Raw genomic sequence first — 14525 nt, 5'->3', positions numbered from 1 at the left:
TGTCTTCGACCTCGAAAGGGGGTGTGTTTCACCCAGGAAGGGTGAAACGCCGGGCACCTGCTCGCGCCCGGCTGCCGGTGGGCCCTGCACCCTCCGAGCCAGTAACATGCGAAAACAAATCTTTCTGCTTCACCGGGAAAACGCGCTGACGCAGCAAGTCGCTGTAACCCCGTGTGTCACAGGTGTCTGGGTTTGTAGCGTGCGCCGTCACCGGAGGGAGGCGCGGTAGGGACTGACACCGGCCCGGCTCGGCTACACTCGGGCCCTCGGGAAGGTCCTTTGCGCCCCGCCCAGGAGCCGCCGCATGCACGCCGCACCGTCTGACTCCGCGGTTCTTCCTCCCCGGCTTCCCGCGGGGCTGCCGTGGGTGGGCCAGGGGCTGGAGTACCGGAAGGATCCGCTGGGCTTCTTCCTGCGCTACGCGGACCGGGGCGCGGTGGTGCGGACCCGCTTCGTGGGGACGGGCATCTACCTGCTCAACACGTCGGACGCCATCGAGCACGTGTTGGTGAAGAACTTCCGCAACTACCCGAAGGACGCCTTCCAGAAGCGCGCCCTGGAGTCGGTGGTGGGCCAGGGCCTGTTCACCAGCCATGGCGACGTCTGGCTGCGGCTGCGGCGGATGATGCAGCCGGCCTTCCACAAGAACCTGCTGGCCGCGCACGGGAGCGTGGCGGTGAAGGCCGCGAACACCTGGCTGGCGTCGCGGCGGGAGGGAGAGGCCTTCGACGCGTACACGGAGATGATGGCGCTGACGCTGGACGTGGTGGCGGGGACGCTCTTCGGCGCGAACCTCTCCGCGCAGGCGCGGGAGCTGGGACGGGCCATGGAGGTGGTGATGCTGCACGCCCAGTTCCTCTTCGACACGCCCATTCCGCTGCCCGCCTGGTTGCCCACGCCGGGGCAGCGGCGGTTCAGGACCGGCCTGCGCGCCCTGCACGCCGTCGTGGACGACGTGGTGGAGCGCCGCCGGAAGCAGGGAGCTTCCGGAGACGACCTCCTGGGCCTGCTGCTGGAGGCGCAGGCCGAGGACGGCGAGCACCTGACGGACGCGCAGCTGCGCGACGAATGTCTGACCTTGATGATCGCCGGGCATGAGACGACCGCCGCCGCGCTGGCGCTCAGCCTGTGGTTGCTGGCGCGCCACCCGGAGGCGGAAGCAACCCTGCGGCGGGAGCTGGCCACGGTGTTGGGGGGCCGCGAGCCCACGGTGGCGGACCTGCCGTCGCTGCCGTACTGCGAGCAGGTGGTGAAGGAGTCGCTGCGTCTGTATCCACCCGCGTGGGGCATGAGCCGGGTGGCGGAAGCGGACGACCGGATGGACGGCGTCCACGTCCCCGCCGGGACGGTGGTCGCGTGGTCACAGTGGGCGCTGCACCGCGACGCGCGCTACTTTCCGGAACCGGAGGCCTTCCGTCCCGAGCGCTGGGCGGACGGGCTGGAGCGGCGCATCCCACGCTTCGCCTGGTGTCCGTTCGGAGGAGGGCCCAGGCTCTGCATCGGCGCGGGCTCCGCGCTGATGGTGATCCGCCTGGTGCTGGCCACGGTGCTCCAACGCTTCCACTTCGACGCCGCGCCAGGGCCCGCGCCGGAGGTCCTCCCCGCCATCACGCTGCGCCCGAAGGGCGGCATCCCACTCACGCCGCGAAACGTGTCCCTCCGGGAGTGAACACTCCCCGCTGTCGCTCCCAAGGGCGGACGATTTTCCGGCCCTGGACGCTTCCGGTTCCGCGGTGCCGGATCCACTTTTGGGGGTGAGGAGTCACACACCCCATGGATGCGGACGGTACATCGGAGTTGGGCGCAGCGAAGGTCCCCCTCGTATCCACCCAGAAGCAGCAGCGCACGCGGCGCACGCCCCGGAAGCTGAAGCCCTCGCGGCTCCAGGCCGTGGACTTCCGCGGCGTGGAGGAGCGCATGGACGCCGGCCGCGCCCTGCGCAAGCGCTGCCCCCGGAGCAGCCATGCCGCGTGGAAGCCCTTCCGGGGACGCGACCCGCTCGCGCAGCTCAAGGAGTCCGACACCACGCGGCTGCCGTGGCTGGTGCCCGTGCGCCATGAGCGCATGTCGGAGTCGCCCTTCGCCTTCCTGCGCGGAACGCCCCTCGTCATGGCGCGCGACCTGGCCCACACGCCGCACAGTGGCCTGCGCAGCCAGATTTGTGGCGACGCGCACCTGGCCAACTTCGGCCTGTTCGGCACGCCCGAGCGCAACCTCATCTTCGACCTCAACGACTTCGACGAGACGCTGCCCGGCCCGTTCGAATGGGACGTGAAGCGCCTGGCCGCCAGCTTCGTCATGGCGGCGAAGCAGAACGGCCTGGGCGCCCGCTGCGGAAAGAAGGCCGCGCGCAAGGCCGTGGAGTCCTACCGGCTCACCATGCGCGAGCTGACCACGATGAGCCTGCTGGAGGTCTGGTCGCTCCACGTGGACGCGAAGGAGCTGAAGAACGCCGAATCCGTCGACACGGCGAAGCTCGCCACGGAGGCGGTGGAGAAGGCGAAGCGCCACACCAGCGCGCACGCGGTGGAGAAGCTCACCGTGGAGCGCAACGGACAGCGGCACCTGGCCTACCAGCCGCCCCTGCTCTTCCCGCTCACGGCGGTGAAGATGGACGTGTCGGCCGCGGAGCTGGAGCGGCGCATCAAGCGGCTCACGGTGGGCTACCTCGCGTCGCTTGACGGCGCGGTGCGCGACCTGTGCCTGCGCTACCAGCGCAAGGAGTGGGGCTTCAAGGTCGTGGGCGTGGGCAGCGTGGGCTTGCAGGCCTACGTCGTGCTGTGTGAAGGCAACGGCGGGGAGGACCCGCTGGTGTTGCAGCTCAAGGAAGCGAAGGCCTCCGTGCTGGAGCCCTACCTGGGCCCCAGCGAATTCCACAGCGCGGGCGAGCGCGTGGTGGTGGGCCAGCGGCGCATGCAGGCCTTCTCCGACCTGTTCCTCGGCTGGACGGAGGTGGAGGGCATGGGCGCCTTCTACGTGCGCCAGCTGCGCGACATGAAGGGCTCGCTGGACGCGGAGAAGATGGACGGGCCCATGTTCCAGGACTACGCGGACGCGTGCGGCGCGACGCTGGCCCGAGCCCATGCGCGCACCGGCGACGCCGCGCTCATCGCGGGCTACCTGGGCAGCAAGGACCACTTCGATGAGGCCATCGCGGAGTTCGCCTGCGCCTATTCGGATCAGGTGGAGTCGGATTACGGGCACTTCACGGACGCGCAGGCGAAGGCAGCCGGGGCCCTCGCGCATTGAGAAAGCGGGCGTCGCCACCTGACAGCGTTGGAGGAGGGTTCAACGCTCGCGTCCCGGGAAGCACAGCCGCTCGTCCCGAAGTCTGCCATTGATTGACGGACGCGAGGGTCGGGCCCAGTTATTCCCTACCCTCCGGTTGTAATTCTTCACAACCCCTCAACCCCCACTCGCCCGCGCGGGCTGGTGGAACCCGTCCCGCTGTCGCGGAGGGAGGGGCGGTGTCCGCCGTCGCGCGAAACCGAACCCATGACGACTCGTACGAACTGGCTGTCCGCCGCCGTGCTGACCGTGGCCCTCTACGTCGTGCCGGCTTCCGCGCAGTCCCAGCAGTGCGTGAGCACCGACTCCACCGAAGCCGTGGCCATCACGGCGGTCACCACCGCGGTGCACGCGGCGCAAACCGCGGCGGCCACCACCCGGGAGGCCCTCACGACGCTGAACCTGTTCACCGTCCTCGCGGCCACCCAGCAGAACACCGCCGCGCTCCTGGCGGTCACCCAGGCGGAGGCGGCGGTGGCGCTGCTGGCGCCCTCGGCCCTGACGGCGGACCTCCGGGCTCCGCTCGCCACGGCCACCTCCGGCGTCAGCAGCCTGCGCGATGCCACCACCCTGCTGCTGACGGGGAACGCCGGGGCCGCGCAGCAGGTCTTCACCACGGCGCTCGGGCAGGTGGACTCGGCGGTGGGCCTGGCCCGCTCGCTGCCTCCGCTCTGCCAGCAGTGACGCCGGGGGCGCTCCGCCCGCCATCCGCGTCCAGTCGTCCTCGTGGATGAAGAGCCTCACGCCCAGCCGCGCGCGGACGTCCGCGTGCGCCTGGGCGGACCCAGGGTTCCGTTGCAGTCGTCATTCCCCAAGGTCAGGATGCCGCGCCTTCTTCCTTTCCGGGAGGCGCCCTTGGGGACTCCATGCGATTTGTTGTAGCCGTTTCCCTGCTGCTCCTGATGGCAGGGTGTGCGGCCTCCCGTGTCGTCCATCTCGACACCGGGAACGGTCAGCGCATTGCCCACACGCCGGTGGAGGCTGCCCCGGTGCGGGTGAGCGAGGACGCGTTCACGTCCGCCCTCACGCAGCTCATCCTGGACCTGCGCATGGACGTCGCGTTCCGTGAGGCGGAAGCGGCGGATGCGCGTGGGTGGGTGCGGTCCAGGACGCTGCTCGCCTCCTCGGAGGGACTGGCGGACTCCGGCTCGGGGAGCTCACCTGAGTCGTTGTACGCGCGCCTCTGTCCCGCCGCGGATGACTGCTTGTCCCTGGTGGGCGGGACGGGGCTGACGTTCTCGCGCAAGGACCGCACGCTCATGGCCTTGTCCTTCGCGCTCGACAGCGCGTGGGAGGGCGTCGCGGCCGAGGTGGGCAAGCTGCTGAACCCGGCGGCGCTCAAGGCCCTGGTGACGTCCGCCGCGCTGAGCCTGCTTCTCACCCTGACGCTGCCCGAGCCTATCACCAAGGCCATCGCCGTGGCGCTGACGGCCGCCATGGTGGCCTGGCTGGGCATCGTGCCCGTCTGGGAGATGGGCCGGGGCTTCGTGCGGCTTTGGGACGAGGCAGGGACGGCAACGAGCGTCATCGAGCTACAGGACATCGGTCATCGCTTCGGAAAGGTGCTCGGCACGAATGGCACGCGCGTCCTGGTGCTGCTCGTCACGGCGGCCCTCGGCGGGAAGAACGCGATGGCGGCCCAGGGCCCCAAGCTCCCGGGCTTCCCCCAGGCCGCGCTCCACGCAGAGGCCGAGGCCGGTTTTCAGCTTGGGGCAGCGATGAACGGGGGTGTGACTTCCATCGCGATGCCTGCTGCTGGAGTGCTCAACGTGGCGCTCGCGCCTGGGGCTGTTGCCGCGATCGCGATGTACTCGAACGGCCAGATTCCAGGCGACGCCGAGGGGCCGGTTCATCACATCTGCACGAACAAGAACCTGGTCTCCGCTGTGTCCGGAGGGCCCTGGACGCCATTGTGCGAGAAGATTTTCAAGAAGGCCGGCATGACGCTTGAGGACGCGGCAAACAAGATCCGACTCAATGGCCATGAAGGGCCTCATCCCGAGCTGTATCACAAGAAGGTGGTGAGTCGGCTACAGGATGCCGTCAGTCGCTGCAAGACAACTGAGACCTGCCGGGCAAGGTTGATGAAAGAGCTTGCAACGATTGCCAATGAACTCCTGATGCAGGGTTCTGAATTGCGAAGCTTCATTGTCAAGGTGGAGGGGTGAGATGGAGGCTCGATTCTATTGGGTTGAAATGGGGGATGTACCCCAGTGGCTCGTTTCAACTCCCGAACCGGTATCTGGTGGCGCCTTCGAGGAGCCTTGGATGTTCGCGGACGGTCGCGTCCTCCCAGACCCTGGACCCATCAAAGCCCAGATTTCGCATCCGGGTGAGAAGCGGACATTCATGTTCTCTGTCATAGAGAAAGCCCCCATCGTCAGCGAAGCCGTCGCGAACGTCTTCAGGGCCATCGCGCCAGACGATGTTCAACTGTTTCCGGTGTCGATAGAGGGAGAAGCCGAGCCGTACCTGGTCGTCAATGCAACCAGGATGGTTGATTGCATCGACGAAGCACGATGCCGGGAAGTGCAGCACTATCCCGAGGACTCATTCCCTGAATACGAAGGGGAGTACCGCTGGATCTACGGCCTGCGGATCGACGCCTCGAAGACCGGGGGCGCGCATGTCCTGCGGCCCAAGAAGTTCAAGACCGCGTTCATTGTCTCCGAGGAGGTCAAGTCCGCCCTCGAAGCGGTGGGGAACCTGGGAGTGTCGTTCGAGCGGGTGACGGGTCCGCATGAGTCATTGCCCCCACCGCACGAGGTTCAAGCCGCGCGCGGAGGGTCTTGAGCTGGGGCACTCACGCAAGGGGGCCACGTCCGGCCTCCCCTTCACGCAGGCCCCGTCCGGTGAAGGGTTCCGTTGAAGTTGTGCCCCCCCAAGGTCAGGATGCCGCGCCTTCTGCCTTGCCGGGAGGCGCGCTCGGGGACTCCATGAGATGGGTTGTCGTCGCTTCTCTGCTGCTCCTGGTGTCAGGGTGTGCGACCTCCCGTGTCGTCCACCTCGATACCGGGAACGGTCAACGGATTGCCCACGCGCCGGTAGAGGCTGCCCCGGTCCAGGTGAGCGAGGACGCCTTCACCTCCGCCCTCACGCGGCTCATCCTGGACCTGCGCATGGACGTTGCGTTCCGTGAGGCGGAAGCGGCGGATGCGCGTGGGTGGGTGCGGTCCAGGAGGCTGCTCGCCTCCTCGGAAGGACTGGCGGACTCCGGCTCGGGGAGTTCACCTGAGTCGTTGTACGCGCGCCTCTGCCCCGAGGCGGACGACTGCCTCTCCCTGGTGGGCGGCACGGGGCTGACGTTCTCGCGCAAGGACCGCACGCTCATGGCCTTGTCCTTCGCGCTCGACAGCGTGTGGGAGGGCGTCGCGGCCGAGGCGGGCAAGATGCTGAACCCGGCGGCGCTCAAGGCCCTGGTGACGTCCGCCGCGCTGAGCCTGCTTCTCACCCTGACGCTGCCCGAGCCTGTCACCAAGGCCATCGCCGTGGCGCTGACGGCCGCCCTGGTGGCCTGGCTGGGCATCGTGCCCGTCTGGGAGATGGGCCGGGGCTTCGTCCGGCTCTGGGACGAGGCAGGGACGGCAACGAGCACCATCGAGTTGCAGGACATCGGCCATCGCTTCGGAAAGGTGCTCGGCACGAATGGCACGCGCGTCCTGGTGCTCCTCGTCACGGCGGCCCTCGGCGGGAAGAACGCGATGGCGGCCCAGGGCCCCAAGCTCCCGGGCTTCCCCCAGGCCGCGCTCCGAGCAGAGGCTGAGGCTGGTTTTCAGCTTGGGGCTGCGATGAACGGGGGTGTGACTTCCGTCGCGATGCCTGCTGCGGGAGTGCTCAACGTCGCGCTCGCGCCTGGGGCCGTCGCCGCGCTCGCGATGTCCTCGAACGGCCAGATTCCAGGTGACGCCGAGGGGCCGGTTCATCACATCTGCACGAACAAGAACCTGATTTCGGCTGTGTCCGGAGGGCCTTGGACGCCGCTGTGCGAAGAAGTCTTTTCCCGGGCCGGGCTGTCCCTGGAAGATGTCGCCAACAAAGTTCGTCTACGTGGACACCAGGGGCCACATCCGCACGAATACCATGAGGCTGTGTTGCGGAGGCTGAATGACGCGCTAGGAAAATGCAGGAACAAAGACACGTGCCGAGAGCGATTGGTCGAGGAGCTTGCGAAGATCGCAGATGACCTTCTGACGCCGGATTCCGAACTTCGGCGCCTGATTGCTCCGAAAGAGGGCTAGTGGATGCCTGATGACCACTTCTACGACATAGGGATTGCGGATGTTCATCAGTGGGTACTGGAGTTGCCTGCTCCGGCATCTGGCGGTGAACTGGATGACCCCTGGATGTTTGGGGACGGAAGGCGCCTGCCAGACCCCGGCCCCCTCACGAGCAGACCCTTCCGTGAGGGGCCGCAGCGCTCCTTCTCGGTGGCGAATTCGGGGAGAACCCCTGTCGCGGACGAGCAGGTTGCGAATGTCTTTCGCACGCTGGCGCCCGATGACGTCCAGACATTCCCTATCGAAATTGAAGGAACAGGCAAGAATCTCTATATCATCAACGCAACCAAGTGCTTCAGGTGTGTTGATGAAGAGAACTCCAAGGAGGTGCAAATCTATCCTCCAGATGGAGTTGCGCCGGAGAGAGCAGGAACGTACCGCGCAATCCACGGTCTGCGTATCGACCCTGCCAAGACCGAAGGAGCCCGGGTCTTCCGGATACAAGGCTACTCCTCCGCGCTCATCGTCTCAGAGGAGATCAAGCGTGCGCTTGAGGAGGTGGGGAACCTGGGAGTGCGTTTCGAGCGCGTGACGGGGCCGCGCAGCGCGCACCCTGAGTGAGAAGCGCTCCACGGGCCAGCGGGCCTGAAGTGCATCTCTTGGGGATGGCCGTCCCTGAACGGCCGCTGCTACCATGACCGGGATTGCCCCGGAGCGGCCCCGCATGCCTCAACCCGCTCCCCTTCGCTCCGGGCGCCCCGAAAGAGCGCCGTCATGAGTGAGCCGAACCTCTCCTCCTTCATCTGGTCGGTCGCGGACCTGCTGCGCGGCGACTACAAGCAGTCCGAGTACGGGAAGGTCATCCTCCCGTTCACGGTGCTGCGGCGCCTCGACTGCGTGCTGGAAGCGACGAAGCCCGCGGTCCTCGCGGAGAAGGTGGCCCGCGAGAAGGCGAAGCTCAACCCCGAGCCCTTCCTGCTCAAGAAGTCCGGCCAGCACTTCTTCAACACGTCGCCGCTCGACCTGAAGAAGCTCATGGGCGACCAGCACAACATTGGTGAGAACCTGCGCGCCTACGTGCAGGGCTTCTCAGCCTCGGTGCGGGACATCTTCGAGCGCTTCGAGTTCCACGCGCAGATTGACAGGTTGTCCAAGGCCGGGCTGCTGTACCTGGTGACGGAGAAGTTCGCGAACATCGACCTGCACCCGAACGTCGTAGACAACGCGAAGATGGGCTCGGTGTTCGAGGAGCTGATCCGCAAGTTCGCCGAACTGTCAAACGAGACCGCCGGAGAGCACTTCACGCCCCGCGAGGTCATCCGGCTCATGGTCAACCTCCTCTTCATCGAGGACGACGACGCGCTCGTGAAGCCCGGCATCGTGCGCCACCTGTATGACCCGACGGCGGGCACTGGCGGCATGTTGAGCGTGGCTGGCGAGCACCTGGCCGCGATGAATCCCAAGGCCCGCCTCGTCATGTACGGACAGGAGCTGAACCCCGAGTCCTACGCCATCTGCAAGGCGGACATGCTCATCAAGGGGCAGGACGTCGCCAACATCATCTTCGGCAATACGCTCTCCGCGGACGGGCATCACGGCAAGCACTTCGACTACATGCTGTCGAACCCGCCGTTCGGCGTCGAGTGGAAGAAGATCGAGAAGGAGGTCCGCAAGGAAGCCGAACAGCAGGGCTTCAACGGCCGCTTCGGCCCGGGCCTGCCGCGCGTGAGCGACGGCTCGCTGCTGTTCCTGCTGCACCTGGTTTCAAAGATGCGGCCGGAGAAGGACGGGGGAAGCCGCTTCGGCATCGTCCTCAACGGTTCGCCGCTCTTCACTGGAGGCGCGGGGTCGGGTGAGAGCGAGATCCGCCGCTACATGCTGGAGAACGACCTGGTGGAGGCCATCATCGGCCTGCCCACGGACATGTTCTACAACACGGGCATCAGCACCTATGTGTGGATCGTGAGCAACCGGAAGCCTGCCCAGCGCAAGGGCAAGGTGCAGCTCATCGACGCGAGCAGCTTCTTCCAGAAGATGAGGAAGAGCCTCGGCAGCAAGCGCAAGGAACTGAGCCCCGAGCACATCGAGGACATCACGCGCATCTTCGGCGCGTTCAAGAAGCTGACGCGGGCGGGGGTACCCATCAGCCGCATCTTCAAGAACGAGGATTTCGGCTACCGCACCATCACGGTCGAGCGTCCCGAGCGTGACGACAAGGGCCGTCAGGTGCTGGGCACAAAGGGAAAGGGCAAGGGCAAGCCCGTGGCGGACGCGAACCTGCGCGACACGGAGAACGTCCCGCTCTCCGAGGACGTGGAGACGTACCTCCAGCGCGAGGTGGTACCCCATGCGCCGGATGCCTGGATTGATCACGAGAAGACGAAGGTGGGTTACGAGATTCCCTTCAACCGGCATTTCTACGTCTTCAAGCCGCCGCGCCCGCTCGCGGAAATCGATGCTGAGTTGAAGGGCGTTACAGACCGCATCGTCACGATGATTGGGGGGCTGTCGAAATGAGCTTTCCTCGCTACCCGGAGTACAAGGACAGCGGTGTCGAGTGGCTGGGCGAGGTGCCGGCACATTGGGACGTCGTGAAGCTCGGCCTGATTGGTGTTTTCAAGGGTGGGGCTGGGTTTCCTGAAGAGCATCAAGGACAAACCACCTTTGACATCCCGTTCTTCAAGGTTGGCGACATTGGTCAAGCCGATGTGGATGGCGCGCTGCGGAATGCAAACCACACGATTTCACAAGACACCGCTCGTCTCTTGCGTGCACGGGTGTTGCCTGTGTGGACAATTGTCTTCGCAAAGGTAGGAGCAGCGCTGCTGCTTCAGCGATATCGCTGGCTGGGCCAACCATCCTGCATTGACAACAACATGATGGGGCTGATTGTGAATAGGAATTGCGTGCCGCAATTCCTCCTTCATTTACTGCCCCTGCTCGACCTCTCCATGCTCGCAAATCCAGGTGCTGTTCCATCAATAAATGAAGAGCAGATATCTAATCATCGCGTAGTTCTACCGCCCTTGCCCGAGCAGGTCGCCATCAGCAATTTCCTCGATCGCGAAACTGCGAAGATCGATGAACTGGTGGCCGAACAGCAACGACTGATCGAACTGCTGAAGGAGAAGCGCGAAGCCGTCATCTCCCTCGCCGTCACCAAGGGACTGAACCCCAACGCGCCCATGAAGCCCTCGGGTGTCGAGTGGCTTGGCGAGGTTCCGGCGCATTGGGCAGTGCTTCCGCTAAAACGACTGATTGCAGATGACACTTCAATCTCCTACGGCATCGTTCAGCCGGGCGAGCCGCTTGCGACAGGTGTGCCGTTCGTACAGACGACGAACATGAGTTCTGGAACGTTTGATCTCGATAGTCTCCAGAGGACAAGTGCCGAGATTGCAAGCGCATATCCACGCTCTGCCTTGACCGGTGGCGAAGTGATTCTAGGGATTCGGGCTTCGATTGGTGCTGCGCATGTCGTGCCAATGGAATTGGCGGGGGCGAATCTTTCCCGTGGAGTTGCCCGAATCGTTCCGGGATGCAGAGTGACGAGCCAGTACTTGGTTGCCTATTTCGGAACGGCTGCCGTCGCTTGGTACTGGGAACTCAGCAAACAAGGCTCAACGTTCAACGAGGTGTCGATAGCAACAGTTCGTGAACTTGCGGTTTGCGTGCCTCCAGATGACGAGCAGGTTGCGACTGTAGGATATATTGATATTAAGCTAAAGCAATTCGATGCGTTGGCAGTCGAAGCTCAGCGCGCCATCGAACTCCTCCAAGAGCGCCGCACCGCCCTGATCTCCGCCGCCGTCACCGGCCAGATCGACGTTCGCGCCATCGCCGACAGGGCCGCAGCGTGAGCCTCCATAAGGAAATCAGTTTCGAGTCCGAGATCTGCGCCCACCTCGCGTCCCACGGTTGGCTTCACGCGGACGAAGACGCCTCCGACTACGACCGTCCACGCGCGCTCTTCCCGCCCGACGTGGTCGCCTGGGTTCAGGCCACGCAGCCCCAGGCGTGGGAGACGCTGACGAAGAACCACGGCAGCAATGCCGGGGAGACACTGCTCAACCGCCTGCGCGACCAGCTCAATCAACGTGGCACGCTCGACGTCCTGCGCCATGGCATCGAGCTGCTGGGCCTCAAGCAGCCGCTCAAGCTGGCCGAGTTCAAGCCCGCGCTCGCCATCAACCCCGACATCCTCGCGCGCTACGAAGCCAACCGGCTGCGTGTGGTGCGGCAGGTCCGCTACTCCGTTCACAACGAGAACAGCATCGATCTGGTGCTCTTCCTCAACGGTGTGCCGGTGGCGACGGCCGAGCTGAAGACCGACTTCACCCAGAGCGTCACGGACGCCATTGATCAGTACCGCTTCGACCGCCTGCCACACCCCAAGGGGCAGGCCACGGAACCCCTCCTCTCGTTCCCGAGCGGCGCGCTGGTGCACTTCGCGGTGAGCAACAGCGAAGTCCACATGGTGACGCGGCTCGAAGGACCGGCGACCGGCTTCCTGCCCTTCAACCAGGGCGACGATGGTGGCGCGGGCAATCCGGTGAACCGCTCCGGCGGCCACCGCACCGCGTACCTGTGGGAGCAGGTCTGGGCGCGCGAGAGCTGGCTCGAAATCCTGGGGCGCTACCTTATCGCCCAGCGCGACCCGAAGAAGCAGATCACCCGGCTCCTCTTCCCCCGCTACCACCAGCTGGACGTCACCCGGAGGCTCCAGGCCGCCGTGCTCACGGATGGGCCCGGCACGAAGTACCTCGTCCAGCACTCGGCCGGGTCGGGGAAGACGAACTCCATCGCGTGGACGGCGCACTTCCTGGCCGAGCTGCACGACGCCCAGCACAAGAAGGTCTTCGACACGGTGCTGGTCGTCTCCGACCGCAACGTCATCGACTCCCAGCTTCAGGAGGCCATCTTCGGCTTCGAGCGCACGACCGGCGTCGTGGCGACCATCACCAACCAGGATGGCAGCAAGAGCGGCAAGCTCGCCGAGGCGCTTTCGGGCAAGAAGAAGATCGTCGTCTGCACCATCCAGACGTTCCCCTTCGCCATCGAAGAGGTGCGGCGGCTGGCCGCGACCCAGGGCAAGCACTTCGCGGTCATCGCCGACGAGGCCCACAGCTCGCAGACCGGTGAGGCCGCCTCCAAGCTCAAGGCCGTCCTGTGCCCCGCGGAGCTGGCGGAGCTCAACGACGGCGGTGAGGTGAGCAGCGAGGACCTCCTCACGGCGCAGATGGCCTCACGCGCCAATGATTCTGGCATCACGTTCGTCGCGTTCACGGCCACGCCGAAGAGCAAGACGATGGAGATCTTCGGCACCCGGCCGGACCCGTCGCGCAAGCCCGCGCCCGACAACATCCCGGTGCCATTCCACGTCTATTCCATGCGACAGGCCATCGAGGAGAAGTTCATCCTCGACGTGCTGAAGAACTACACGCCCTACAGCCTGGCCTTCAAGCTCGCCCATGAAGGCAAGGAGGTGGACGAGAAGGAGGTGGAGAAGAGCGCCGCGCTGAAGCGGATCATGGGCTGGGTGAGGCTCCACCCCTACAACATCGCGGAGAAGGTGCGGGTCGTGGTGGAGCACTACCGCGCGCACGTCGCCCCGCTGCTGGAGGGACAGGCCAAGGCGATGGTCGTCGTCGCCAGCCGACTGGAGGCGGTGCGCTGGCAGCTCGCCATCGAGAAGTACATCCAGGAGCGCGGCTACAAGATGGGGACGCTCGTGGCGTTCTCCGGCGAGGTCATGGATGAGGAGTCCGGGCCGGAGCCGTTCACGGAGAACAGCAAGGCGCTGAACCCCCACCTGAAGGGACGCGACATCCGCGAGGCGTTCAAGGGCGGCGAGTATCAGGTGCTGCTCGTCGCCAACAAGTTCCAGACCGGCTTCGACCAGCCACTGCTCTGCGGCATGTACGTGGACAAGCGGCTGGCAGGCATCCAGGCGGTCCAGACGCTGTCGCGGCTGAACCGGGCGCATCCTGGCAAGGACACGACCTACATCGTGGACTTCATCAATGATGCGGCTGACATCCTCACCGCTTTCAAGACGTACTACACGACCGCGGAACTGTCGGCCACGACCGACCCGAACGTGGTGTTCAACCTGCGCGCCAAGCTCGACGGTGCGGGCCATTACGACGACTTCGAGGTCGAGCGTGTGGTTGAAGCGGAGCTCAACCCCAAGGCGAGGCAGAGTGACCTCGTGAAGGCCATCGAGCCGGTCGTGGACCGGCTCATGAAGCGCTTCAAGGCCGCGCAGGCTGCCTTCAGGGCCGCCAACGAACGCTCTGACGCGAAGGCCCGGAAGGACGCGAAGGCCGAGTTGGATGCCCTCGCCCTCTTCAAGTCGGACATGGGGGCGTTCCTCCGGCTCTACACCTTCCTTTCCCAGATCTTCGACTACGGCAGCACCGCCATCGAGAAGCGGGCCATCTTCTACAAACGCCTGCTTCCGCTTCTTGAGTTTGGACGCGAGCGCGAGGACATCGACCTGTCGAAGGTCAGGCTCACGCACTACACGCTACGAGGCCAGGCCAAGGTCCCGCTTCAGCTCTCCGTGGGAGAGAAGCCGACGCTCTTCCCCGCGACGGAGGCCGGTGGGGGCAGCGTGCAGGAGAAGGAGCGTGCAAGGCTCAAGGAGATCATTGAAAAGGTGAATACGCTGTTCGAAGGAGAGCTTTCGGACCAGGACAAGCTCGTCTACGTGAACAGTGTCTTGCTGGGGAAGTTGCTGGAGTCCACCACGCTGGCCCAGCAGGCCGCGAACAACACCAAGGAACAGTTCGCGAACTCGCCAGATCTTCGGGAAGAGATCATGAGTGCCATCATCGACGCGCTCGACGCGCATGCGCTGATGAGCAAGCAAGCGCTGGATTCCGAGAGCGTCCGGAATGGCATCAAGGACATCCTGCTCAACCACGCGATGCTGTGGGAGGCCCTGCGGTCCAAGGTGCGCACGGGTGGAGAGGCCCCTCAGCGGTAGGTTCGCATGGACAAGGGCATGCGATTGGA

At 65.3% G+C, this 14525-nt stretch carries 10 protein-coding genes; all 10 read left to right on the top strand.

What is annotated here, in order from left to right; all coding sequences use genetic code 11:
* Positions 1-304 precede the first annotated feature (304 nt).
* The 10 genes from D7X32_RS03910 to D7X32_RS03865 all read left to right on the top strand — a co-directional run bounded on the left by D7X32_RS03910 (position 305) and on the right by D7X32_RS03865 (position 14496).
* Complete coding sequence (locus tag D7X32_RS03910; RefSeq protein WP_120601144.1) at positions 305-1669, top strand: cytochrome P450; 1365 nt, start codon at positions 305-307, stop codon at positions 1667-1669.
* A gap of 104 nt (positions 1670-1773) precedes the next feature.
* Positions 1774-3249, top strand: a complete 1476-nt coding sequence (locus D7X32_RS03905) for a DUF2252 domain-containing protein (RefSeq protein ID WP_120601143.1) — start codon at positions 1774-1776, stop codon at positions 3247-3249.
* A 246-nt stretch (positions 3250-3495) separates the two neighbouring features.
* Entirely contained in the window at positions 3496-3972 is a 477-nt protein-coding gene (locus tag D7X32_RS03900) for a hypothetical protein (RefSeq protein WP_120601142.1), read from the top strand.
* Positions 3973-4154: 182 nt separating this feature from the next.
* On the top strand, positions 4155-5456 hold the full coding sequence (locus tag D7X32_RS03895; protein ID WP_120601141.1) for an AHH domain-containing protein: 1302 nt from the start codon (positions 4155-4157) through the stop codon (positions 5454-5456).
* Between the two features lies 1 nt (position 5457).
* Positions 5458-6081 (top strand): imm11 family protein, encoded by a 624-nt coding sequence (locus D7X32_RS03890; RefSeq protein WP_171446947.1) that lies wholly within the window; start codon positions 5458-5460, stop codon positions 6079-6081.
* Positions 6082-6224: 143 nt separating this feature from the next.
* Complete coding sequence (locus D7X32_RS03885) at positions 6225-7526, top strand: AHH domain-containing protein (protein WP_120601140.1); 1302 nt, start codon at positions 6225-6227, stop codon at positions 7524-7526.
* Between the two features lie 3 nt (positions 7527-7529).
* On the top strand, positions 7530-8126 hold the full coding sequence (locus D7X32_RS03880; RefSeq protein WP_120601139.1) for an imm11 family protein: 597 nt from the start codon (positions 7530-7532) through the stop codon (positions 8124-8126).
* 153 nt (positions 8127-8279) lie between these two features.
* Positions 8280-10022: a type I restriction-modification system subunit M gene (locus D7X32_RS03875; protein WP_120601138.1), complete on the top strand. Its 1743-nt coding sequence runs from the start codon at positions 8280-8282 to the stop codon at positions 10020-10022.
* Positions 10019-11365: a restriction endonuclease subunit S gene (locus D7X32_RS03870; protein ID WP_120601137.1), complete on the top strand. Its 1347-nt coding sequence runs from the start codon at positions 10019-10021 to the stop codon at positions 11363-11365. Before D7X32_RS03875 ends, D7X32_RS03870 begins: the two co-directional genes overlap by 4 nt.
* On the top strand, positions 11362-14496 hold the full coding sequence (locus D7X32_RS03865; protein ID WP_120601136.1) for a type I restriction endonuclease subunit R: 3135 nt from the start codon (positions 11362-11364) through the stop codon (positions 14494-14496). Before D7X32_RS03870 ends, D7X32_RS03865 begins: the two co-directional genes overlap by 4 nt.
* The last annotated feature ends 29 nt before the right edge of the window (positions 14497-14525 follow it).

This window comes from Corallococcus carmarthensis, assembly GCF_003611695.1.
GTDB lineage: Bacteria > Myxococcota > Myxococcia > Myxococcales > Myxococcaceae > Corallococcus > Corallococcus carmarthensis.
This window is presented reverse-complemented; position numbering and strand designations above follow the sequence as displayed.